We start from the raw sequence: 25,514 nt of genomic DNA, 5'->3' as shown, positions 1-25,514 counted from the left end.
CTGCGTACAGATTAACAAAGAAAAACAGGTTACTGACATCGTTGCGGATATTTATATTAATATTAATCCTTTTGTTTTTCGCGAGCTGCTTTTTCTAAAATCTGAGAAAGTAAGGGATAAAAGTAATTCCAATAAAAGCTCTTTCTATCCTTATAATCTGACACGAGGTGAAATCCTCTCCAAAGCATAGGTAGGCCCGTAAAATGCACCGAACCAATGGAGCTCCGCAAATCTGAAAAATCACCAGCGAAATAGTAAAATTGCCCTTCTCCTACATTTTTGAAGACAGCAGCAGGAAAGAAGCGAGGTAGTCCCATGTCTCTTAGCTTTTCCTTGCCTTTCGTAGATGGGTCAATATCATAAAAAGATATTACCTGATAGTCACGTTCTATCAATACTATATCAAACCACTCTGGATATGGAACTAACTCTGGAAGCTTAAAACCCTGCTGATTGATTCGCTGAGTTCGGATTTTGGGTATTTCTCCAAAGTAATCTAAACCATCCGAAAAGGCTTCTACTCTCCCTTTTTCATGCACGAAAACAATTCCAGGCCCAGCAGGTACCCAATTATTTTCATGCTGTTCTAGGTATTGACTGATGAACCATTTGGGCAAGTCAGTATTGATGGTAGAATCCATTTCTTCAAAATAACGAGCAATCCAGCCTGTCCATTTAAGACCCATCAAATTTTCAAACTCCGTTCTGATTCCTACAGGTGTTGGCGAGGCCATGGTATTGAACTCTGCAATGATGGTTTTCTTTTGAGCAACTGCTTCGCGTAATAAGTTGATATCACCTCGATTCAAGCCGCCATAAATCTTTTTTGAAACCTCATCAGAATTATGTTCTTTAAAATCCTCTTCAAATACACCATAAGTATCCGCAAAATAAAGTACATCAAGATTTGTAGCAGTCTCTATTATCTCATTTTCATCAAGTTGCAAAAGGTCATTTGAAGTCCCAAAAGAAGGTGTATTATCAGGGAAGAATCCAAAGTAATCTGTTTCTTCGTCATAAAAATCATTATTCTTGTTCTGAATCTTCAAATGCTTAAGTGTCCAAAACAGTGCATGATGCTCCTGGTAGGTATCAGTAGGAACTGTTTTATCAATCACTACAATCTCCAACTGCTTGGCTGGGTAAAAAAGCCATATCAAATAACTGATCAATGGTATAAATACTACTATCAACAAGAAAGGTATAACTCCTCCAAAGGAAATTCTAAGCTCTTCTGTAACTAATTTTTTCATCAAAATCGGTATTCAACGCCTAGAGATAAATTCAAATTATTTCTAAATCGATCAAGACTAAGTTCATCACGACTGTAACCAGTATATCCAAAGAGCATAAAACGGTTGGTTACCAATTGCTGGTAGCCTATTTTAACCCGATATGAGTTTAGAAGCTGCGTAGGATCTCTAGTTTCCTCATCGGGAGATACACCTGTACTCAGCTGAATAGAGAAGAAATCCTCTCCCGTCTTAAAGTAATATCTTGCCTGCAAATTGGCAGAAGTTCCCAGACTATTTCCAGTTCCAGGAATCAAATTTCCACGTAAATTTAGCCACCAATTGCCCACATATTTTCCGAGAGAGGCAGTAAAGATGGTAGTAGATTCGGAAAACTGCAGGTATCTAAATCCAGCATCAACTTCCCAAGCTTTGGGCAAATTATAATAGATGGAAGCGCCAAAACGAAACTCAGGAAAGAAACTAGCACCAGATCCACCAATGTTGACATAGGCATATGCATTTTTACCTAGTGAAGGATAAGCGTCCAATTCAAACAATGTACCAGTACTCTCAAATCGTGAAGATTCCGTCACTCTGGCGATCAAAGCTCCAGTTAGTTTGGTTCTTGTCCTAGCATAGAGAGAAAATGTATTCCATGGCGCTATATCTCCTTGAAAATTATCGTAATCGTAGGTTAGGCCAACAGCATTATCTCGTCTTAATCGCCTCAAAGTCTGCATGTAATCAAGGAGGCTTTCGCTTTTAAATTTTTTCTCAAAAAGTTCCTCTGCAATATCATAGGCAGCATTATATTCTTCCTGATAATAAAGCAATCTAGATTCCACATACCGAATACCATTAGGAAGTGGCATCCCTAGATTCTCTCGAGCCTTGGCCAAAACTACAGCTGCTTGTTCGTACTGTTCTGACCAAGACAAATTATCCAAATACGCTGCATAAGCGTCTTCATAATTTGGTGAAGCAATAATCGCCCGCTCTAGATAGATAGAAGACGAATCATTTTTCCCTTCCCAAGCATAGCTTCTGCCTACCAAAATCAATATATCAGCGTATTCAGGATAGTTGGCCAATGCACGGAAAGCAACCTTTCTGCCTGCATCATATTTCCCATCCAAAATCAAGGTTCTGGCTTCCTCCAGCAAAACATCTGGATCAAATGAATCTTGGGCATTTAAACCCATAGAAAAACCCATAAAATAAATCAGAAGAATAAATGCTTTTTTCACGATCAAGAATTCAAAGTGTCATGGTCCATATTTTTTTTGTCATCTGATTTCTTAAAACCAGTACGGATCATTTGGCCCCAACCTCCTTTACCTTTTATAAAGTCCCAGTGACCCCCAAGACCCCAATAGACTATCTTGGGATGAATTAAAATCGGTTCAAGTAAAATAGTTAGTATAAGCTTATTCAGATCCTTTTTGTCTTTGTAACTATTGTAAGAAACCTGCTCAAACAAGATGCTAAAGGAGGATACCAGAATAGAAAGTAAATAAAAAACTATAAAGATAGCTATGAAATAGAATGCCGAAAAATCACCAATAATAACAATAACCATCGTGTAAATTAAACCCAGCAATTCAAGTACCGGAGCCATTTTCTCAAAAACACTCCAATAGGGATAAGATACCATACCCATGATGCCATAGTTTGGATTTAGACGAGTCGCTCGATGTAGCTGAAGAGATTCTATAGTACCACGCATCCATCGATTTCTCTGTCTAGAAAGAACAGCTTCTTGTTCTGGCACCTCTGTCCAACATAAAGGATCAGGCACGAAACTTACTTTATACGGAATTTTTCGCTCCTCCATATAGCGTCGCATACGGACTACAAGCTCCATATCTTCCCCTACTGTCTTTGGAAAATAACCTCCTACTTCTACTACTAACTCCCTGTTAAAAAATCCAAATGCACCTGAAATCAGCATTAGTCCATTTAAACGCTTCCAAGCCATTCTTCCCATCAGAAAAGCTCTACAGTATTCGATTACTTGAAATCTACCTAAAAGCGTGGATGGCACGCGGTACTTAGTTACCGTACCATCTTGCACATCGCAATTATTAGCAATACCGATCACACCTCCCACGGCGATGACTTTTCTGTGCGTCTCCTCCATAAATGGCCGAACCATCCGGGTGATAGATTCATGTGAAAGAATACAATCCACATCTATACAGGCCAAAATCTCCTTTGAAGAGACATTAATCCCTGCGTTCAATGCATCAGCTTTACCCCCGTTTTCCTTATCGATTACAATGAGTCTATTATAAGAGCGGTTTTTTGACTTATAAATACCTCGTACAGGTTGCGCTGGGATTTCTGCATAGTAAGCGAAATCGGTGATCTCCAATTCGAAGGAATTGATCATCTTAGCTAAGGTTTCGTCTTTGGAACCGTCATTTATTACCACTACTTCAAACTTTCCATAGTGTAGTGAAAGCAGACTCTTTACATTTTGAACAATAGATTCCCCTTCATTGTAGGCTGGTGCCAAAATAGAAACCCCAGGAGCGATAGGTGATGTGATAATATCTTGATAGTCTGCAAACCGATTTTTTCTTCGATGATCTCGCATTTCCAATGTGCTTAGAATCATGATGAGTAGGTAAATAACGATCACAGAAAAACTCAGGAATAAGAATGCTATTCCTAAAACCTCCATAATAAAATGAAAAAGAAAACTATACATCTTGAAGCAATGGGTCTAGTAAGTGCGCATTGATTCTTTGTAGATCAGAGTCTGAATCTTTGGTAATGAATTGATTATACAGCCCTGCATTTAGATTCTGAAGACTCCTTAGCAAAACCAGCTGTAATCCGAAGACTGGAGAAGTTTCTAATATTTCATAAATAATTTTGGCATTGCTATCGTCACCAATCGCTCCCGCTGCCTTTCCTGCAATAGTTACCAACTTGACATTGTCAGATCTCATACTATCATTGAGCATGCTGGATTGTGCGGGAACGCCTAGGTATTCGAAGGCTTTAATAATCTCTATTTTCTCTTCGTCCGAAACTGCAGCAAATTTTTCTTCCAATTCTTCCAGAAGATCCACAAGTCCAAGCACACGAACCAACTTATAACCAAACAGACGAATGCTCTGATTTTCAGAACTAAATAAGGTATTAATATGGAGTTCTCGAGAAGAATTTAAGAATTTGATTATGCGTAAGTAATTCATTTGTTGCCAGCGAGAAAGTGGAAAAGTCTGGTCCCTGAGAAAAGAAAGATCGACACTATCAGATAGATTTAATGTAGTAGCAACTGCCTGAGATCTTATATGAAAATTAGGAGAATTTACATGCTTCTTTACTTCACTAAGCCCCTCAGTCAAATCCATTTCATTGATTTCCACCAGTCCAATTACCACATTGGCCCATTTGGAACTATTCAGTTTTTTTATAGAAACTGTGTGAAGATCCAATCTTTTGTAAAGTGCTTTTAGCTTCAGCTTAAAGTCACCTTTCATTTTCTTGTTCAAAGCTATTATCCGTTCCACAAGTACCTGTTCAAAAACTGCCTTCTTAAGCTGTTTTTCAGGAAAATTTTTAAAGAGCTCCTCATCACTCAGAGACTCGAGTTCTTCTAGCGTTTTTTCGAATAAAATCTCGGACAATGGACCTACAATATATTGGTCATACAAGGCCTTCAACTTTTCGTTGTGATTTCTCCTCGCTTTGAATACCAACATGAAAACGATCATTAATACAGCAAAGACTAAGAAGAGAGAAATAGTCAGTGCGACTATAAAAATCTTTAAATCAGCAAAGTATGAAAAATAATTCCCGGAGAGTAAGGGTGTATAAATTTCTTTACTTGCCAGAGAAATCAAATCCTTCCCATTCCAAATTTCATTTCCAAGTAGCTCTATGTCGCCATTTCTAAGAAGATTTGAAACATACTCTTGCGTCGCTTCAAAAGTATAGGGCTCAGAAAATATAAGATATTGGATAGTTGAAGTGACGGAATCAGGCTGATAGATTGTATTCTTCAATGTATGAGCTGCAGAGAACTCTGCTAAACTTCCTGTTTCCCCAGTACTGTCGATCAATAATTGACCGGAAGAGTTCACTAGTTGAAATTGCAAACCTGGGATTTCTCCCTGACTAATTAAAAAATCCACAAAGGATGTAGAATCAGGGAAAATCTTTTCATCCTGACCTAAAACAATACTTGCTTTGCTCAACAAAAACAGCAAGAACACAAATACAACTATGGTTCTAACTGCCATCAATTAAGACTTAAAGATTCGTTTTACACGAATCGCCAATTCATTAGGATTAAATGGTTTTGGGATAAAATCTGAAACGCCCAGATTAAAAGCTTCTAACACAATTTTTTCTTCTTCTCCAAGCGAACTCAGTACAATTATGGGAATCTCAGGCTTGGTGTTTCTAGCATGATGAATTATTTCTATCCCGTTTTTATATGGAATCATCACATCTGTAATGATCATATCAAGATACTCAGTGTTTATTGCATCGATTCCTGCATTCCCATCTTGTGCTAATAAAGTTTCATATCCATCCTTTTTTAGACGGAATTGAACAAGACTAGAAATCAGCAAATCATCCTCAATTATCAGGATTCTTTTCATTCTTTGTGGGGTAACTATAGAACCAAAGATAGTAGCTAAAGCATAGAACCAAACACTATTTACCAGCCAAATAAATTTAGATTTAGCACTGATAATCTTGTAGAATTGAAACCGCATTTCATATCCATTTTCCTGCCATTGATCAAATAATGGGTTGTAAAAAATAATTCCAAATGGATTCCAAAATCACTTTGATTAGCTTGCTTTCTAAAATATCACCATCTATTGAGCGGAATATTGACACTTGAGAAAATGAGAAAAGATTATTTTCATATCATAGTATCAATAAGAACTCACTACTTTAAAACCATTTAAATCATATGAAAAAAGAACTACTGAATGCAGGAGTCTTTTGCATGCTGGTGGCAGGATGGCTTTCTTCTTCATTGGCTATTGCACAAAGCGACCCATCTGGAAAGAAACGAATCACAAACACCTATGCAATCACGAATGCAACTGTCTTTACTGCCCCAGGTCAAGCTGGCATAAAAGCAACAGTCCTAGTCAAAGACGGCTTGATCCAAGGAGTGGGTAGCAACCTAAGCCTACCTGCCAATGCAAAAGTGATAGCTGGCGACTCTCTATACATTTACCCAGGATTTATTGCTGGAGCAAGTGATGTAGGAATTACAAGACCAAAGGATGTAGAACGTCCAGATGACTTTGTCTCCTCAAACCCTTCAGATGAAATAGCAGGAATCACTCCATGGAGATCTGCAGTACAACAGTTTTCTTACAAGGATAGTAAGGTCGATGATTTACGGAAAGTCGGATTTACAATAGCCCAGATTTTACCAGAAGGCGGTATGATTGCGGGTAAAGCTGCAGTAATACTTTTAGGCTCTGATAACTCTACCAATTTAATCGCTGATAATACTGCTCTGGTAGCAAGTTTCAGAGGTTCTAGAGGAATGTATCCAGGCACGGCAATAGGCGTGATGGCCAAATTCCGTGAGATATATGACAACACCAAGCTTACTTCACAGCGCTCCCAGAAATACAGCACTGTAGCTGGCCTGAAGCGTCCCGAGATCACTCCTACTTATAGCGCTATGCATGATGTGGTCAATGGCAGCATTCCTGTTTTATTTTCCACTTCTTCAGAATTGGAGATCAGAAGAGCTATTGGACTTCAGAAAGAAAAAGGCTTCAAATTAGTCTTGACGGATTTGGATGAGTATGAAAGCATAATAGATGTAATCAAAGCTTCTAATGCAGGTGTCCTTATAAAACTGGAATTGCCAGATGACAAAGCTATCAAAGCTCAAAAAGAGGATGCTAAGGATGAAGTAAAAGCATTGAATGCTAGAGTGAAAAAATCCTATGACGAAGCACTGGCTCAGGCTAGTAAATTGGAAGCAGCGGGTATTCCTTTCGCATTTTCAACTACTGGAGTTAAATCTGGAGATATTATGAAAGCACTTCAGACAATGATCGCTAATGGTCTTTCTGAAAAAGCCGCTCTTGCAGCCTTGACTACCAACCCAGCTTCAATCTTAGGATTGAGTAAAGTAGCCGGATCGATTGAAAAGGGCAAAATGGCTAATTTGATTTTGAGTACTGATTCACTGTTCGCAGAGGACTCTCAAATCAAACACATGGTTATTGATGGATTTATATTCGACTATGAAACTAAAGCAAAGAAGAAAGAATCGAAGGATGATAAAAGCGATGCTACTGTAAAGATCGAAGGAACCTGGGATTATACTTCAGAAAGTCCAGCTGGTTCTTCTGGCGGCACACTGATTATCAGTAAAGACGGTGCAGATTATGCAGGATCTATCACCTACGATGATCCAGCTGGTTCTGGCAAGGCCACTTCAGACATCAAGAATGTGGTTTTAAGCGGAAGCACTTTGTCTTTCTCCTTTAATGTCTCTGCCAGTGGTATGGATATCCTTGTAGAAGTCTCTGGAGAAGTTGACACAGGAAGCTTTAAAGGTAGCATGACAGTGGGCGAATTTGGATCATTTCCATTCGAAGGCACACTCAATCCAACACTAATCGCAAACAAGTAAAGACATGAAAAAAGTAAATTATTTTCTTGCCGCTCTGTTGGGTTTGAGTATTCAGTTTGCTGAAGCCCAAGTAAAAAAAGGCAGTGTATTAATTAAGAACGCGACAGTTCTTACGGTTACAAATGGAACTCTAGAGAACTCTGACGTTCTCGTTCAAGATGGAATTATCAAAAAAGTAGGTCAAAATATCAGTGCTCCCAATGGAGTAACTACTATTGATGCTACTGGGAAATTTGTGATGCCGGGCATTATTGATGCTCACTCTCACTTAGGCTTAGATGTGGTCAACGAATCTTCTGCTCCTATTGTAGCTGAAGTACGTATGAAAGACGTCGTTAATCCTTATGAAGTAGGACTCTACCGCGCATTAGCGGGTGGTGTGACTATTTCACATGCGATGCACGGATCTGCCAACGTAATCGGTGGACAAAATGCTACGTTGAAGCATCGATATGGATCTACAGATCCTGCAGATATCATCATGCAAGATGCTCCTCGCACGATCAAATTTGCCTTGGGTGAGAATCCAACACGAGTTCATGGTAGAGGCAATAACATTCAGCCTCGTACGAGAATGGGTGTAGAAGCAATTATTAGAAACGGATTCAATGAAGCTATTCAATACCAGAAAGCTTGGGACACGTACAACGCAGCATCCTCCAAAAAAGGAAGTACTGCCATGCCTCCTGTTCATAATGAAAGACTTCAGATCCTTTCAGATATATTGAATGACAAGATCATCATCCATTGCCACTCCTACCGCGCAGATGAGATCTACATGCTGATTAATGTGGCTAGGGATTTTGGAATCACAAAGCTTGTATTCCAACATACAAACGAAGGATTCAAAGTAGCTCCAGAAATTGCTGAATACACCATGGGAGCTTCTGTCTTTGCAGATTGGTGGTCTTACAAGTTCGAAGTGTACTACTCCACTGCTTACAACGCAGCTATCTTGACCGAAAACGGCGCACTAACTTCTATTAATTCGGATGATGCTGAGCTGATCCGTCACCTGTATCATGAGGCTGCAAAAACGCAGCGTTATGGCGGAATGACTGACGAGCAAGCTTTAGCTATGATCACTATCAATCCTGCTAAGCAATTAGGAATAGCGGATAAAGTTGGTTCAATCGAAGAAGGAAAAGATGGTGATTTGGTGATTTTCGATGGCCATCCACTTTCTTCCTATACTGTTCCTCAGATGACTTTTGTAGATGGGGTAAAGTATTTTGATATCAAAGAAGATGCAGATGATCAGCGTATCAAAGTCAGCCCTACTCAAATGGTAGAGCCAATCATGTTGTACGGTGGACATGAAAGCAACTGTATGCAGGATACGGAGCATTTATTTGAGACTACCAATTCACTTTTCCATACCAATTACTAATCACCCGAAATCAAAGAAGATATGAAAAGATTAAATAAAACCTTTTTCGCCTTCCTCTTTGCCCTATTGCCTATGATGGCGATGGCACAGATCGACGGGGAAGTAATCAAACCAAGAGCGGGTAAGTTCTTATTGAAAAATGCGACGGTAGTAACCATTACCAAAGGCGTTCTCAACAATACTTCTGTATTGGTGGAAGATGGCAAAATCAAGGAAATCGGAGCTAATATCAGTGCCGATGGTGCTGAAGTGATAGACTGTAGTGGGAAATTCATCTACCCAGGCATGATCGATGGTGGCACTAAGCTTGGCTTGGCTGAAATCAATTCCGTTCCAGAAACAGTTGATTATGCAGAGATAGGAAACTTCTCTCCTAATATGCAGGCTTTGACGGCAGTAAATCCTAATTCAGTAGCCATTCCAGTCACAAGAGTTTCTGGCGTTACTACTGTCCTAGCTGTTCCAACTGGAGGATTATTTCCAGGTACTGCTGCGCTAATTAATCTGAATGGCTACACACCAGATCAGATGTATGCTGGATTCAAAGGTATCGTCATGAACTTCCCAAGCTCTGGACGTAGAGGCAGATTTGATCGTCGCTCTGATGACGACATCAAAAAGGCAAACGAAAAAGCACTTAAAGAAGCAAACGAACTATGGGATAATGCGAAGAGCTACGGTTCTCTAGTTTCAAATGGCGCAGAATTAGACTATTACCCAGAGATGGAGCAAATGGCTAAAGCGACAACGGGCGAACTACCACTTTTGATCGAAGTAAATACTGCTTCAGATATTCAGGAAGCTATCAAATGGGTACAAGGAAAAGGAGCGAAAGTGATCTTCACCGGAGTCTCTGAAGGTTGGAGAGTTGCAGATGAAATCGCCAAAGCGGGAATCCCAGTGATTACTGGACCTGTTCAGGCACTTCCTACTCGAGATTCGGATCGCTATGACGCGCCTTATGCAAATGCAGGTAAAATGGCAAAAGCAGGTGTGAAAGTTGCAATCAGAACTGATGATCAAGAGAATGTAAGAAACTTGCCATTCTTCGCAGCATTTGCCGCAGCTTATGGCATGGGAAAAGAAGAAGCTTGGAAAGCTGTTACGATCAATCCTGCTGAAATTTTCGGCTTGGATGACAAATATGGTTCAGTAGAAGCTGGTAAAGTAGCCAACTTAATCATTGCTGATGGAGATCCATTCGAAACTAGAACCAATGTACTTCACGTGTTTATAGATGGCTATAGAATGCCACTTTCTAACCGTCAAATCAGACTTTACCAAGAGTTCTTGGATCGCTCACCTGGATTGAAAATGAATTAATTTTCAAATCAATCTTAATTAAAACCACACGGAGAGTTCATATTTTGGGCTTTTCATGTGGTTTTCTTTTATTTTGCCTGAGCTATGAAATCTACCAGTAAGTAAGCATCACACAGAAAGATGATTATTTACTTCTCTAGATTCATCCTTATAGAAATGAGGAGAACCATTGAAATCGAAAAAATCAAATGAAAAAAATCTATATACCAATTTTTGTATCGCTTATCTCCGCATCATTTTCTTGTAATAATAAGGAGAGCAGCGAGGAAGTGAGCAACTTGATTGAAGCAAAAAGAGCTGAAGTGGCACCAGATAAACGTGTGGCGCTTTGGGATCTGACTTTTGAAAATGACTCATTAAAAGGTGAGACTAATCAGCCTGAAGCTTTAAAAGCTTTGATCGAGAGCCTGAATTCCAAGCAAATCAAATATACAGATGCAGTCAATCGGCTGCCCGATGCTGGTCTGGGTGAAAAGACAAAGGGTTTGGTTACCATCTCTGTGGCAAATATCCGTAGTAACCCAAAACATTCAGCCGAGTTAGCTACTCAGGCACTGATGGGAACTCCGCTCAATGTCCTCAAAGAAGACGATGGTTGGTACCTAGTTCAAACGCCTGACGGATATCTTTCCTGGGTGGACAGAGCAGGAATTCATTTGATGACAGAGGCAGAACTTGAGCATTGGTTCAAAGAACCAAAAGTGGTAATCACCGCCCTTACAGGCTACGTATGGAAAGATGAAGCTAAAACAGAAATGGTTTCTGATTTGGTCGCTGGAGATATATTAACGATCCAGAGTGAAACAAAAGATCAGCTTAAAATCTCACTTCCGGATGGCCGAGAAGGCTTTATTTCAGCAGATGAAGCCCAAGAATGGAATAGTTGGATTGCTTCTAGAAATACCAATCCAGAGACTTTGATATCTACTGCCAAGCAAATGATGGGCGCTCCATACTTGTGGGGTGGCACCTCGATCAAAGGAGTAGATTGCAGTGGTTTCACCAAAACTATTTTCTACCTCAATGGTCAGATTATCCCTCGCGACGCCTCTCAGCAAATCAATGAAGGAGATTTAGTAGATGCTGACAAAAATTGGGACAAACTTCAGGTGGGCGATTTGCTGTTTTTCGGAACCAAAGGAACAGATGAGAAAAAAGAGCGGGTAGTTCACGTAGGAATGTGGATTGGAAATGGTGAATTTATCCATTCCAGAGGTCTAGTTAGAATTTCTAGCTTTGACCCAGAAAACCCAAATTACGATGAATATGAACTAAATAGATACCTGAGAACAAAGCGCATTGTTAATGTACCTTCAGAAAACGTTTTATCAGTATCAGAGCTTTTAACCAATAATTAATTATGTCTATAAACAAAATCTCTCTGGGTATCGCACTCACTTTTGGGGTAGGTCTTTCTGTCAACGCACAGCAAGTCACAGGTTTTTTCCCGCAGGATAAAAACAAAGAAGCTACCCTCGAGCAGGAATACCTAAAAGCAGTCAAGTTCGATCAGTTCAAAGTACACTTGAAAGAACTCACCAAAGCGCCACACATAGCGGGTACTCCTGAAAATGAAAAAGTAGCGGCTTACATGACTAAAGTGATGTCGGAAGCTGGAATGGAAGTGACCTCCTACCCTTACGATGTTTATCTTCCAAATCATCCAGGAGAATCGGTTTTGGAGATTATTACACCAGATAAGATGACTTTGTCTCAGCAGGAAGGTCCGATCGATGGTGATCCTTTTTCTACTGATCCAAGGCTTCACAAAGGATTCAATGCCTACTCTGGATCTGGCGATGTCACAGCGGAGGTAGTGTATGTAAATTATGGTGTAAAAGCAGATTTTGAGAAACTTGCTGAAATGGGCGTTGATCTCAAAGGAAAAGTAGCAATCGCTCGCTACGGCGGAAACTTCCGTGGGTATAAGGCTAAATTTGCTGAGCAGTATGGTGCAGCGGCTTTGATCATCTTTACTGACCCAAAAGATTCGGGATTTGGAAAAGGTGAAGTGTATCCAGATGGTCCATTTTTTAATGAAACTACTATTCAGCGTGGTTCCTTATTGACTTTGGACTACACAGGTGATCCATTAACTCCTTTTGAGCCTGCACTTCCATTGGATGGAGACAAGAAGGTGAAGAGACTAGATCCTAAGGATGTGGCATTCCACACGATTCCTGTTTCACCGATTGGATACGGAGCTGCCAAAGAAATTTTGAGTAGAATGAAAGGCTCAAATGTACCTGAAGGATGGCAAGGTGGTTTACCTTTTGAGTATAAAATTACGGGTGGTTCAGATCTGAAAGTACGCGTGAAAGTTGATCAACCGGTTGACTACATCCGTGCAAATAACATTGTTGGCAAATTTGTAGGTAGTGAATACCCTGACGAATGGATTATCCTTGGAAGTCATTATGATGCATGGAGTTTTGGAGCAACTGACCCGAATTCAGGTACGTCCATGATGTTGACCTTAGCCGAGGCTATTGGTGAGTTGGTGAAAAATGGTGAGGCTCCAAAACGCTCGATACTAATCGGACATTGGGATGCTGAAGAGCAGGGTGTCATCGGTTCTACGGAATGGGTAGAGCATTTTGTAGATGAGCTAGGCGCAAAAGCTGTAATTTACATGAATTTTGATGGGGCTGTTTCGGGCAGAAACTTTGGTATTTCTTCTGCTCCAACACTGAAAAACTTGATTATCGAAGCTTCCAAGGAAGTAGCTTTTCCTGACTCCGCAAAGACTGTATTTGAAGTATGGGCTGGTAAAAATGATGAGCCAAGAATCGGGAATCTAGGCGGTGGATCAGATCACATTGCTTTCTATATGTATGCTGGGGTACCAAGTATGAGCGGTGGTTCTGGCGGAACTTCTGCCTATCACTCCAACTATGATAACTTTCATTACTACAGCAAATTTGTAGATCCAACCTTCAAAATGGGTGGCACTGTAGCTTCTGTGATTGGTGTACTTACACTTCGCTTGGCAAATGCTACCATCATCCCTTACGACGTGCCGAGATATGCACAGGATCTGAGGTTGCATTTTGATGATGCTGTGAAATCAGTAAAAGAAATGGATCCATCCTTTACCACATTTGGCAAAGTGGATGCCGCTATCGCTAAGCTAAAATCGAGTTCTGCTGCTTATGAATCTGCCATGAATGCTGGGATTGCCTCTGGCGACTTATCTGACAAGCAAGTAGCATCATTGAACAAGGATTTAATCTCTCTAGAAAAAAGCTGGCTAGATCCAAAAGGAATGTATTTCGGAAGCTGGTATAGATCACTTTATGTGAGTAACGACCCATTCTCTGGCTATGCATCCTGGATACTTCCAGGCATCAAGTATGAAGTGGAAACCAAGTCTAGCAAGCGTTTGAAAGAATGGGATTCTCGCTACGCAAAAGCTATTTTAGACTTGAGCAAAAAAGTGAAGAAAATGACGAAGAGTTTGAAATGAGACATTAGACGTTAGATTTTAGATTCAAGACATTAGATATAAGACTTTAGAAAAGGGTTTGGATTGATTTCCATGCCCTTTTTTGATGCAGCAAGAAATGCCACAGTCCTAAACTAATCTTCTGGTATTTATTAGGTTTAGAGACATAAATTGATAGAATATTTCCTTACGAACAAACCATGATAATGGAAACTATCTTCATCGGATTATTTTATATAGCAATAGGTGTATTGACTAAATTCTTCCCAAATCTAATAGCGGGTTACAGTCACTTATCGCAACGAGAAAAAGAAAATGCTGTAATTAATGGCTTTCACAAATTTGTTATGAGTGTATTCATAGCTATGGGAGTTCTGGTTGTTGCAGGATATTCTATTTCAATTTGGTTAAATAACCCACCTTTAGGGACCGGTGTTTTCGTTGCTGTTACCTTACTAGGCGCTGTAATAATAATTGTATTTGGAAGTAGATTTACTAGTAAGTAGCTAATCAGAAATGATTCTCTTATCTGAAATTCTAAAAGTTTTAAAAACAGCAATAAGATCAACGCTTAGTATAAGGATTGATTTCCGCAATTCCATAAAAGTGAAATAATAGCACCTAAGATCCATAGGAACTGCACATACTTATAGTCTGAAGGGTTAAGCTTTTATGTTTTCTAAGATGCTGCAATTTATGCTGTTGTTATATGGCCATTATTTTACTTTCTTTAAAATCTGAGGGTGAAATTTTCTCACTTGGATTTATAATTTATAAATTCCATTATGGAAAATCTGGATGTGCGATGGAAACAGCGTTTTGATAATTTTAAGAAAGCTTTTGCACAATTAGATAAGGCAGTCCTCCAAGGAGACTTCAATGAATTAGAAAGACAAGGTCTCATCAAATCTTTTGAATACACCTATGAACTAGCATGGAATACCATGAGAGATTTTCTTATTCAAAAATGGAACGTGGATTTGATGGGTTCTAAGGATACGATTCGCCTAGCTTTTAATTTAAGTTTGATTGATGATGGAGAAGTTTGGATGGAAATGGTAAAAAGCAGAAATCTTACTAGTCACACTTATAATATGGAAACGGCTAGTTTCGTCGAGAATGACATTGAAAGAAAATACCATCTCGCTTTCAAAAAACTGATTGCTCGATTCGATTCGGAAGAATAATCAAATTTTATGAACATGGATTTATTAGCCCAAGATATAGGTATCTCTAATACACATTTACAAGAGATTAGGGATTATGCTAAAAAGTATTCAAACATTGAAAAGGTCATTATTTACGGTTCTCGAGCAAAAGGAAATTATAAACCTGGATCTGATTTGGACTTAGTTCTTATCGGTGATCATCTTGAGTTTAGAGATCAATTGAACTTCTCTGGTGATCTTGATGATAGCTATCAGCCATACTTTTTTGATGTAGCTATTGAAGGCCATATCAGAAATGAATCACTGCTTGATCATGTCAGAAGAGTGGGCAAGGTAATTTATGATAAATCGGATTCACAAAGCTGGTAAAAACCAATTCTTAATTTTTAATCCTAGTAAGCAACTTAACAGAAGGTTGTTTTTTCCAATTGCTCACTCAAGTAAGCCTTCATCTCCTCTCCTTCTTCCACTTTAATCTCACCCGGCAATCCCAAAATAAACCTTGCCAAACCTGGAAGTTGAGGAATCTCTCCATTGAAGAAATATTGATTTCTATTTTTAATTAACATAAATGGACGTGCATTAGGATGCTCCTCCATCATGAGTTGGTAAGCTTTTTTGCTAAGTTTCAATTTTACCAGAAACTTATTTTTTCCAGTAAAACCAAAAAGCTGAGTACCTGGAAGCTGATGCTTTGCCTCAAATTTCCATACACCCTGACTCAAGACCACTTCGCCGATACGCTCAATTTTAAACACCTTCATACTTTTACTTGCTGGTTCGAAAGCATGAATAGTCTCGTAATTCGATGAAAAGGCAACTGGCTCCACCAAGCGATCACTTGTCGTATCAGAACTCAACGAATAATAGTCCTTCAGCCAAACCTGTGTCTTCTGTTGGATCCCAAGGCCTATTTCATCTACCAATCTACTCAAGTTGGCTTTGAAAAGCTGCTCGGTTCCCTGCTTCACTTCAGAGCGTACAGCCAGTTTTTTCAGAATAGAGTCATGAAGCAAATTACCTTTACCCTGACTTTCTATCAGACCTCTTAGCCATTGATTTTCCTCCTGAGAAAAAGTACTGAAATTCAAGGTTTGATCTGTTCCCGGTCTATGCTGAATCTTGTATTTGCTGAATTCTTTAATTACCTCAAAACCCAAGGCTTCTAGCAATTTGAAATACCGATAAATCGTACGCTCATCCGTTTCCAGTATTTCCGCCAGTCTATGGACTGGTTTCCCAATAGTGCTTTGAAGCAAGTTGATCAATTTGAAAACACGTAGAATTTTTTGCTGTTCAATTTTTCCGGCCTGACTCATAGTAGCTTGTGGTTATAGAAAGCTAAAAGTAAGCAATGGCGTCAAGCTATTTATACAATTGACGTGTATTGTCAATAAATCTATCTTATAAATTTCCTCCTGAAGAATAAAATTAATTTTACTTTTAACGCAATGAATAGCCTTCAACCTAATCCATTTTTATCCAAAGCACAATTTTCAACTTTCGCAGTAGGTGTCCTATTTCTTCTTTGCTATTGGTTCTTCGGATATGACGGAATCACCTTTAGTGACGACGTCTATTATTTGCTGGCGGGGGAAAATTTCTGGAAAGGCAAAATGGAGGTAAGCGACTATCACTTCTCCAGTCGCTGGGGAGCTTATGTGCCTTCAGGATTGATTGGGCACTTATTCGGTTTTAAACCACATAGGATTTCCCTTATCTCATTATTGAGTTATGGAGTATGCCTCCTAATACTAGTCAAAGTTCTACCCAAATCAGCTCCAGCATGGGTTCTTGTTTTATGGTTTTGCACCCAAGTTTATTTCCTTCATTTCCTGACCAAAGTTTATCCAGATAGTCTTTTGGCACTTTGGACTTGTCTGATCCCTGCTGCAGCTGTTTATAGAAAAAATAGTCCAATTCTAGCTGGAATTCTGTTGGTTTCAGCACTTTTTATAGGTTTTCTAACTAAAGAAACCATCATCTTTTTAGCTCCATTTCCTCTCCTACTATTTTACTACGATTGGAAAAAGCAGGCTTTAAACCCTACTTTTTATTTCACACTGGTGCTTACAGGAATGGCACTGGCAGCGCTTTATTTGGGGTATTTCTGGATATCCTTCGGTGATCCACTTCATCGCATTAGCTCCATCAATGCCGGACACTACATCTCTGAGTATACCTATGCCGATAAAGGCTTTTGGTCTATGCTGAAAAGGCTAACAATAGTACCCATCATCACTTTTGTAGAGCGCTCATACTGGGCTTGGATCGTATTTGCAATACCTGGAATAGCGCTGGGCTTGAAGTCAAGGTTGACACCTGCTATCGAGTTTTCACTCGCATTTCTTTGCTTGTTCATAGGTTTTTGGTTTATGAGTTCTACTCTGGATTTTTACAATCCAATCTACCTCAACCCTCGGCATCTAATCATCCTAGTTCCCATCTTAAGTATCCTCATTGCATTAGGTTGGAATGATTGGAAAAAATCCAAAAAGTGGAAGATATATCTGATAGGACTTTTATTGCTGGGAACTGGAATTAGCCTAATTCAATTGGATCTAAAAATGGCTGTTTTCCATCTAGCTTTAACGATGGGAGTTCGATTTGCCAACTTGAAATTCTATCCGATTTTTGTCGCGCTAGTTCTAATTGCTCCGGCCTTAATAGCAATTCCTTTTCAGCAGAAATTGAAGCAGTACGACACCTTAATTGAAACACTTAATAATGAAGCACAAAACACTGATTCAAAGGGACCTATATACACCCATAGTTTCCTTGATTTCAGTAAAGAAGTTTTGCTCGTAGGAGACATTTCAGAGCAGAATAGTTTAATCCCACTTTACAAATTCCCAGAAGATAAAGCTCAATTTCCTGACAAATTAAGGTTGTTGATTTACGATTATTATAAGCATGCCTATCCTGAAGAACAAGTGGATATAAATGCGATTAATGATTGGCTAAATCAATATTATAACCTTACTGAAACACGTGAAAATGGAAATATTAGCTTAAAGGAGTTTGTGAAAAAATAAGTTTTGATTTACAACTTACGATTTAGAATTGTGGTAGAATTTAGCCTTTGATCTTAATAAGCAACGTCCATATCCTATCGCATAACGTTACACTTCATCTCCGATTAATAGACTTTTACTTGCTAAAAATTACCTGTCAATGGCCTATTTATTCTTCTTTTTTCCAGTTGAGAAAATCCTGTTTACATTAAATCCCAACCTAAATTCATCCCCAATAGTACCATTTCCTCCTGCCAAAAGATACTGCTCATTTAGTGCCTGCGATGTCACGAAATACATCTGAAAAACATGACCACCAGCTTCTACATCCCAACCTATTCCAAAATTGCTTCGGAGATCAGTATTAAGATTTGGAATGAATTGCAAAGCAAGTGAGGAGCGATCCGTTATTTTTAATTTACCACTAAAGCCTAGCGAAAGATATAAATTCTCGGTTCCTTCAATCTGATATATTTCCCTTGGATCAGTAAAATATGCCAGCATAGGTGTCAGTTGAAAGCTGAATTTTGGCGTAAATTTTCTCGCTAACATCACTTGTCCAAAATAGCTCATCCGCTCCGAGAAATTTGGTGCTCCTTCAGGTAGAAAATTATATTTCGAAGTATTCACTCCTCCGCCACCAGCCAAACTTAGAGAAAAGGGTTTGTCTCCATTTTGTGTTTGCTGAAAGATATGATAGCGACCGAATACGCTGTAAACCTTATCCTGACTGCTTCGGGAAGCCGCAAGAGAAAATTTATCACTCAAAGCAAATTCAAAACTAAACTGAATATTTGCACCATTGTCTAGTCCAAACAGATTCTGAATGCCACCGTCCAAGGTTCCGAATGTATGCATAATTGCAAAATGCAGAGTCTTCTTACTCAAAGGCTCAACGGTCAATAAGTTGATATGTCGAGGAGAATGAAAAACCAATTCTACAGCTTGATTTTCATTTTCAAGCTTGCGTTCAAGCTGCGCATATAGCGATAATGGAAATATGGCCAAGAGGCTTATCAGTATCAGTCTATTCATAATTACTTGGGTTTTAAAATTGCTTTGATACTTATAACTTGTTTCTCAGCAAGCTCATAAAAGACAAGCTTTGGCACAGGAATATCGTAATCTGAAAGAAGTATCTCGAAGTCAGCGACTAATTCTAATTCGCCACTTGATATTTTGGAAAGCGTTCCTCTTACTTCAATTTCTTTATCTACTCCATGCATTTTGAACTTCCCAACAGCCACAACAATGCTTTTTGAACCTGTAGTTAATGATGGAATTGAAGTCATTTTCCCAGTAAGCTCAGCAAAAGGATATTTCTTTGTCTCCAAATAATTATCCCGCATGTGTTTATCTCTGAGGCCTATTCCTGTTTCTAGGGTATTTAGATCAATATAGAAATCGAGAACATTTTGAGATAGATCAATTAGGCCATGAAGCTTGTTAGAGACTCCATTGAATTCACTTAAAGGGGCTTTAGAAAGAAAATTTACATTTCCTGACTCAGTCTGAAAAGTTTGGGCCGCACCGACTCTGGTAAAAAAAACGAAGAATAGGATAAGCCATTTCATCACTTAGTTACAGAAAGGGTTGTACCACTCAATGCCGTAGCATATGATTTTAAAGCTAGCGTAGCAGGGCCTTTGAGGACATTGCCAGAAGTATCAAATTCAGAACCGTGACAAGTACAGGTGAATTTGCTATTCGTGAAAGTCCAATTACGATCACAAGCCGAATGCGTGCATACTGAAGTCATGGCGAAATAACTACCTCCTACATTAACTACTAGAGTTTGAGCATTGATAATCAATAACCAGCCTCCAGCTGCAGCCAACCCAGCTTGGGAAGCCAAATCAATTCGAATGTTATTTCCAGAGACCGTTACGCCATTAGAACTCGTTGGAGGCGGAGTTGGATTGGGTGGAGTACCAGGAGTTTGATCTTCAGAATCAGAACAACTGGTGAAAAATGCAAGACCAAATGCAGACATTACGGCGGTCATTCCTGCGCGCTCCACAAATTCTCTTCTGGATTGGCTTAGGTTTCCTGTTTTAGATTTGATCTGGTCCATGAGTCTCGTTTTTTATAATTAACGAGTTTGGTACCTAGATTGGATGGACTGGGCAAAAGAAAAGATATTGGATAAATCCGATAGTTTCTTCTGGTGCTATTAGCTGAATTTATTCAACTTGCAGACTAGAAAACCAAAGTTGACTGAAACCAATAAGTTGAAAATTTCTAGGGTGAGTTCTACTTTATAGTAAATGATAAATATCTTGAAAAATAGTTGGTAAGCTTGTTGACAAAAATTCCACAAATTAGATTTTTGCTCGCTACTAAATAAGGCTTAAAACTGTTTTTTATCTAAAATCTCTTTCAACACAAAAGCATCTTTGATGGATTGAGGATCTTTCAGCATGCGAGCGTATCGACTCTTTCCAGTGTAAGAAGACTCTACTGCTATTTCCTTGAAGGAGGGGATGTCAGGTATTCCTTTAGAAGTTCTAGTCAGATCCGACTTCGTATTTTCAAACGCTCCTTGGTAATGCTCTATTTCATCATCATCTTCTTCCCACTTTTTAGTTGGAAATCTCTTTACAGCTGGTGGTGGATCAGCTCTCCACTCTGGACGATTTTGTATGTCACCAGCGCGCTCATATACTACAGGTTCAACTTGCTGCACAGGAGCAGGTTGCATTTTAGGTCTTTCTGGTTCGGCTTGCTTAGGTTTTTGAGCATCGCGTATTTCACGCATCAAATCCTCAAATGAAACTGGTTTCTGCTGAGGTTCATCAGACATTTCTGGCTGATCCTCAGACTGATTCTTTTTTTTGCCTTTGGTAGCCTGATAGATAAAATAGGCCAAAACTGCGACGATATAAACTATATTTCCTAAATCCACAGGTGTAAGTTAATCGATTAGATTAAGTAAAACAGATTAGTGGTTGATAAAAAAAGTTTAACCGCAGTGGACACAGAGTTTTTCGCAGAGGAAACAGAAGAATTTAAAAGGTAGAGTTTTAGAGAGATAAATCCGTTCATGTGACACGAGCGGTGGTGTACATTAAAAAATAAATGTAACCGTCAAGTTCGCGGAGATTTTCGAAGACAGCACAAGAAGTAATGGAAAATGTGGTGGCCAATCGTGTGATACTAACGATGGAGACGAAACTTTCATAAATCACTGAACACTCGATCTATTTACTGGGTCAGAAAACTCATCACTGAAACTTATAACGAGCATTTAATTTTAAATTCAAGAATTTTTAAATTTTAAATTGCTTGAGACTAGTACTCGTAACCAAACTTATTACTTTTCTATCTACCAACCATCCAATTCCTTGGACAATGGCTCAAATGACCTTATTTTGTTTAATTAATTATTCAAATTAGAAAGAATGCTGCTTAGTAAGCTGGAGATCAAGGGGTTCAAGAGTTTTGGGGATAAAATGGTGATTAACTTTGACAAAGGAATCACTGGCGTTGTTGGGCCAAATGGATGCGGTAAATCTAATGTGGTAGATGCCATCCGATGGGTACTAGGTGAGCAAAAAACTCGATTACTCCGCTCTGACAAGATGGAAAACGTGATTTTTAACGGCACCAAAAACCGTAAACCTTCCAACCTGGCTGAAGTATCACTCACCTTTGAAAATACCAAAAACTTACTTCCTACCGAATATACCCATGTCACCATCACGCGTCGCTACTACAGATCAGGCGATAGTGAATATCAAATCAATGGGGTTACCTGTCGTCTAAAGGATATTACAAACCTTTTCATGGACACAGGAATTAACTCAAATAGCTATGCGATCATCGAGTTGAAAATGATCGATGAACTCCTTAATGATAAGAATAACTCTCGCAGAGAGCTGTTCGAAGAGGCTGCAGGAATATCCAAGTTCAAAAACAGAAAGAAAGAAACGCTACGAAAACTTCAGGACACGGACGATGATTTGGCTCGTGTGGAAGATGTGCTTTTTGAAATAGAGAAGAATCTGAAAAGCTTGGAAAAGCAGGCAAAACAGGCTTCCAACTATTTCGCCATCAAAAAAGATTACCGAATAGCAAGCATCAATCTAGCTAAAAAAAGCATAGAGAAATACAGCATGTCGCTGATCGATGCAAACCATAAAATCCAAGAAGAAGGTGATAAAAAGCTTCTTCTTCAAACTCAAGTTGCGGATAAAGAAGCACTTTTAAGTCAATTGAAGGCTGATCTAATTCAGAAAGAGAAGTTGCTGGCCAGTCGCCAAAAAGCGCTGAACGAACATGTAAATAAGATCCGAACTTTTGAATCGGAGAAAAAAATTAAGAATGAACGCTTGAGATTCTTGGAAGACAGATCTCAAAAATTGCGTGAGCAGATTGACGCTGACCGCAAGTCAAATGATCGTGCTGGATTCAGTATTCGCTCCCTAGAGCACGAAAAAGAGTCAGCAGAGAAGATGCTTGCAGAGAAAGAAATGATTGTATCCGAATTGCGAGAGGCTTACGAAGGTCAGAAATTAATCCAAGCAGAAAAGCAGCTCGCCCAAAAGACGATCAATCTTAACTTCGAGACACTCAAGGAGAAAGTCTATCAGCTAAGCAAGGACATTGAGATCAAGCAAATACAGCTTTCTACGCTGAAGCAAGAGCTTGAGCGAACTTCTTCAGATGACTCTTCGCAGGAAGCCAATTTGATGGATTTTGAAGATAAAATACTTACCCTAAAAGCTGAACTCGACGAGTCAACGCTAGGCTATCAGGAACTGAAAGCAAAGCAGGAAGATCTGGACCAAAAGATCGAAGAAACAAATCGGGTGATCGAAATGATCCGCGAGGAGCTAACAACTTCCTCCCGTAAACTCGATTCGAAAACCAACGAATACAACCTCACCAAATCACTGGTGGAGAATCTGGAAGGATTTCCGGAAGCCATCAAATTCTTAAAGAAAAACCCGAGCTGGGGAAAGGACATCCCACTCCTCTCCGATCTTTTGACCACTTCTGAAAAGTATCGAGTGACCATTGAAAATTACTTGGATAGCTACATGAATTATTATGTAGTGGACACAGAGTCACAGGCGATTTCTGCCATTCAACTGCTGAGTGATTCTGCCAGAGGAAAAGCAAATTTCTTTGTTTTGGAGCATTTTGAACGCTTTAAACCAAGCCAAAACAAGCTTTTCGCGAACGCAATCGCTGCAACAGAAATCATAGAATTTGATGTCAAGTATTCCCGATTGATCAACTTTATCCTTGACAATACCTATATCGTGCAAGGTGAGCATAGAGATTTTCCGCAGGATACTGAAGCCGTTTTCATCTCAGAAAATGGAAAATACACCAAGCGGAAATTCAGTATCTCAGGTGGATCTGTAGGTCTTTTCGAAGGAAAAAGAATAGGCAGAGCCAAGAACCTAGAGAAGCTCGATAAGGAAATCAAGGAACTGAATAAGAAAGTCAGCAGCACCAGAAACAACCTCGACAACAAGCTCTCTGAGCTAATGAAGTTGAAGGAAATAAGCTATAAAAAGACGCTGGAGGACTGGCAGAATAAAATTAGCATTATCAACCAAGATTTTGTTTCTGTTCGAACTAAGAAAGAGCAGTTAGCAGAATTGCTGAGCTCAAATGCAAACAAGCGCGAGGATATCTTGGAGAGAATCGCATCGATTGAGGAGAGTTTAACTGAAATTCAGCCACAACTTTTTGATGAAAGGGCAGAATTCGAAGCACTTCAGGATGAGCTGGAAGAACTGAATGAATCATACGAAAAAGAATCTGAACTGCTGACTGATAAATCTCAGTCATTCAACGCAGAAAACATACTTTATCACCAGCATTTGAACCGTGTGACAAGCTTGGAGCAGGAAATAGAATTTAAACAAACTGCCTATGTAGGTTCGAAAGAGCGAATAGGCAAATCTCAGGCAGAGCTATCGCAACTTGACACGGAAGTGAGATCGCTACTTGACAACAATGAAGTCAAAGATGATGAGTTGATTGAATTGTACGCTGAGAAAGAAGGGATAGAAAAGGGTGTGCAGGAAGCTGAAAAGGACTATTATGCTTCAAGAGGTGAGATCGATGATACAGATCAACAAATAAGAAGTATTCAAAAAGCCAAGGAAAGTTACGACCATTTGATCCATGAGCTAGAAAATGCCGTGAATGAGATCAAGTTGAAAATGACTGGAATGAAAGAAAGGCTAAGTGTAGAATTTGAGCTGGATCTGGATGTAGTGATGGAAGAAAACCCTGAAATTGAAGAAGAATTCAGGGAGTTTGCAGAGGATAAGCTGCGTGAGCTGGTCGGAAAGCAAAAAGAAAAACTGGATAGAATAGGTCCGATCAATCCGATGGCCATGGAAGCCTACGATGAGATTAAGGTTCGTTTTGATTTTATCACCGAGCAAAAAGCTGATTTGGTCAAAGCCAAGGAATCTCTGCTCTCCACGATCAAGGAGATAGACTTGGTCGCGAGAGCAACTTTTTTGGATGCTTTTGTTAAAATCAAGGAGAACTTCGTGAAGGTCTTTCGCTCACTTTTTACCGAGCAGGATGATTGCGATTTGACCTTGGTAGATCCTAGCAATCCACTGGAATCGGCCATTGAGATAATTGCCAAACCTAAAGGAAAGCGGCCACTAACTATTAATCAGCTTTCAGGGGGAGAGAAAACCCTCACCGCCACTTCCCTACTCTTCTCTATCTACCTGCTAAAGCCTGCACCGTTCTGTATTTTCGATGAGGTGGATGCTCCGCTAGATGATGCCAATATTGACAAGTTCAACCAAATCATCCAGCAATTCAGCGGCGAGTCACAATTTATCATCGTGACGCATAATAAGCGAACGATGGCTAGCACGGATATTATTTATGGGATTACGATGATCGAGGCGGGAGTTTCGAAGGTTGTTCCGGTAGATTTGAGGGAGTTGGTTTAGTACGTCATTGCGATGGAGGAACGACAGAAGCAATCTGTTTGATTAAGATTGTGGCTTTAGCCCATTAGTAAAGATGGATTGGGCTAAAGCCCGGCATGGATTGCAATCATTTCTGTGCCTCCAGCTAAAGCAGGAGGCTATTCAATTATCAAATCATATTGATTTTTTTGAATAGGAATGCGATTATAATCCATTCATGAAAACAATTCTCATTTAGATAAAATTGAATAGGAATGCGGCTTTAGCCCATTCGTAAAGCAATCCAATTGAATAGGAATGTGGCTTTAGCCCATTCTAAAAAGATTTGAAAAGTAACAATGGGGGCTTTAGCCAAATTATTTTAAATCAGAAAAAGAT

General features: G+C 39.4%; 20 protein-coding genes. 10 read left to right on the top strand and 10 right to left on the bottom strand.

The genetic code is table 11. The features are described 5' to 3' along the window. Positions 1-62 precede the first annotated feature (62 nt). From BVH02_RS10000 to BVH02_RS09980, 5 genes are read right to left on the bottom strand one after another with little or no spacing between them, the layout of a single operon-like run. On the bottom strand, positions 63-1,253 hold the full coding sequence (locus BVH02_RS10000) for a hypothetical protein (RefSeq protein WP_086501311.1): 1,191 nt from the start codon (positions 1,251-1,253) through the stop codon (positions 63-65). Then, positions 1,253-2,482 carry a YaiO family outer membrane beta-barrel protein gene (locus BVH02_RS09995; protein WP_086501540.1) on the bottom strand — a complete coding sequence of 410 codons (1,230 nt, stop codon included), beginning with the start codon at positions 2,480-2,482 and terminating at the stop codon, positions 1,253-1,255. Before BVH02_RS09995 ends, BVH02_RS10000 begins: the two co-directional genes overlap by 1 nt. A 2-nt stretch (positions 2,483-2,484) precedes the next feature. Then, a complete protein-coding gene (locus BVH02_RS09990) occupies positions 2,485-3,921 on the bottom strand; it encodes a glycosyltransferase family 2 protein (RefSeq protein ID WP_223271753.1) in 1,437 nt (478 codons plus the stop codon). A gap of 19 nt (positions 3,922-3,940) precedes the next feature. Then, a complete protein-coding gene (locus tag BVH02_RS09985; protein WP_086501309.1) occupies positions 3,941-5,491 on the bottom strand; it encodes a hypothetical protein in 1,551 nt (516 codons plus the stop codon). 3 nt (positions 5,492-5,494) lie between these two features. Next, positions 5,495-5,857 (bottom strand): response regulator transcription factor, encoded by a 363-nt coding sequence (locus tag BVH02_RS09980; protein ID WP_086501539.1) that lies wholly within the window; start codon positions 5,855-5,857, stop codon positions 5,495-5,497. 320 nt (positions 5,858-6,177) lie between these two features. On the opposite strand from BVH02_RS09980, the gene BVH02_RS09975 reads away from it, so the two are divergent. The 8 genes from BVH02_RS09975 to BVH02_RS09940 all read left to right on the top strand — a co-directional run bounded on the left by BVH02_RS09975 (position 6,178) and on the right by BVH02_RS09940 (position 15,571). Beyond that, positions 6,178-7,875: an amidohydrolase family protein gene (locus BVH02_RS09975; protein WP_223271752.1), complete on the top strand. Its 1,698-nt coding sequence runs from the start codon at positions 6,178-6,180 to the stop codon at positions 7,873-7,875. A gap of 4 nt (positions 7,876-7,879) precedes the next feature. Continuing rightward, a complete protein-coding gene (locus tag BVH02_RS09970; protein ID WP_086501308.1) occupies positions 7,880-9,265 on the top strand; it encodes an amidohydrolase family protein in 1,386 nt (461 codons plus the stop codon). Between the two features lie 21 nt (positions 9,266-9,286). Then, positions 9,287-10,588 carry an amidohydrolase family protein gene (locus BVH02_RS09965; protein WP_086501307.1) on the top strand — a complete coding sequence of 434 codons (1,302 nt, stop codon included), beginning with the start codon at positions 9,287-9,289 and terminating at the stop codon, positions 10,586-10,588. A 188-nt stretch (positions 10,589-10,776) separates the two neighbouring features. Continuing rightward, entirely contained in the window at positions 10,777-11,946 is a 1,170-nt protein-coding gene (locus BVH02_RS09960) for a C40 family peptidase (RefSeq protein WP_086501306.1), read from the top strand. 2 nt (positions 11,947-11,948) lie between these two features. Further along, a complete protein-coding gene (locus BVH02_RS09955) occupies positions 11,949-14,054 on the top strand; it encodes a M28 family peptidase (RefSeq protein WP_086501305.1) in 2,106 nt (701 codons plus the stop codon). A 185-nt stretch (positions 14,055-14,239) separates the two neighbouring features. Next, positions 14,240-14,539, top strand: coding sequence for a DUF3784 domain-containing protein (locus tag BVH02_RS09950; RefSeq protein ID WP_086501537.1), 300 nt, complete (start codon positions 14,240-14,242; stop codon positions 14,537-14,539). Positions 14,540-14,818: 279 nt separating this feature from the next. Further along, complete coding sequence (locus tag BVH02_RS09945) at positions 14,819-15,220, top strand: nucleotidyltransferase substrate binding protein (protein WP_086501304.1); 402 nt, start codon at positions 14,819-14,821, stop codon at positions 15,218-15,220. 15 nt (positions 15,221-15,235) lie between these two features. Next, on the top strand, positions 15,236-15,571 hold the full coding sequence (locus BVH02_RS09940) for a nucleotidyltransferase domain-containing protein (protein WP_086501303.1): 336 nt from the start codon (positions 15,236-15,238) through the stop codon (positions 15,569-15,571). A gap of 35 nt (positions 15,572-15,606) precedes the next feature. Here BVH02_RS09940 and BVH02_RS09935 read toward each other — a convergent pair whose 3' ends face one another. After that, complete coding sequence (locus BVH02_RS09935; RefSeq protein ID WP_086501302.1) at positions 15,607-16,521, bottom strand: helix-turn-helix transcriptional regulator; 915 nt, start codon at positions 16,519-16,521, stop codon at positions 15,607-15,609. 132 nt (positions 16,522-16,653) lie between these two features. On the opposite strand from BVH02_RS09935, the gene BVH02_RS09930 reads away from it, so the two are divergent. Continuing rightward, entirely contained in the window at positions 16,654-18,237 is a 1,584-nt protein-coding gene (locus tag BVH02_RS09930; protein ID WP_086501301.1) for a hypothetical protein, read from the top strand. 144 nt (positions 18,238-18,381) lie between these two features. Here the strand turns inward: BVH02_RS09930 and BVH02_RS09925 are convergent, their stop codons facing one another. The 4 genes from BVH02_RS09925 to BVH02_RS09910 form a co-directional block, all read right to left on the bottom strand. Further along, positions 18,382-19,251 carry a DUF5777 family beta-barrel protein gene (locus BVH02_RS09925; protein ID WP_086501300.1) on the bottom strand — a complete coding sequence of 290 codons (870 nt, stop codon included), beginning with the start codon at positions 19,249-19,251 and terminating at the stop codon, positions 18,382-18,384. Positions 19,252-19,253: 2 nt separating this feature from the next. After that, on the bottom strand, positions 19,254-19,790 hold the full coding sequence (locus BVH02_RS09920) for a YceI family protein (RefSeq protein WP_086501299.1): 537 nt from the start codon (positions 19,788-19,790) through the stop codon (positions 19,254-19,256). After that, entirely contained in the window at positions 19,790-20,290 is a 501-nt protein-coding gene (locus BVH02_RS09915) for a QcrA and Rieske domain-containing protein (protein WP_086501298.1), read from the bottom strand. Before BVH02_RS09915 ends, BVH02_RS09920 begins: the two co-directional genes overlap by 1 nt. Before the next feature lie 276 nt (positions 20,291-20,566). After that, positions 20,567-21,121 carry a hypothetical protein gene (locus tag BVH02_RS09910; protein ID WP_086501297.1) on the bottom strand — a complete coding sequence of 185 codons (555 nt, stop codon included), beginning with the start codon at positions 21,119-21,121 and terminating at the stop codon, positions 20,567-20,569. A 496-nt stretch (positions 21,122-21,617) separates the two neighbouring features. Between BVH02_RS09910 and smc the strand changes: the two genes are divergently transcribed. Further along, entirely contained in the window at positions 21,618-25,157 is a 3,540-nt protein-coding gene (smc, locus tag BVH02_RS09905) for a chromosome segregation protein SMC (RefSeq protein WP_086501296.1), read from the top strand. The last annotated feature ends 357 nt before the right edge of the window (positions 25,158-25,514 follow it).

It is taken from the genome of Algoriphagus ratkowskyi (assembly GCF_002150505.1).
Taxonomy (GTDB): Bacteria; Bacteroidota; Bacteroidia; order Cytophagales; family Cyclobacteriaceae; genus Algoriphagus; species Algoriphagus ratkowskyi.
This window is presented reverse-complemented; position numbering and strand designations above follow the sequence as displayed.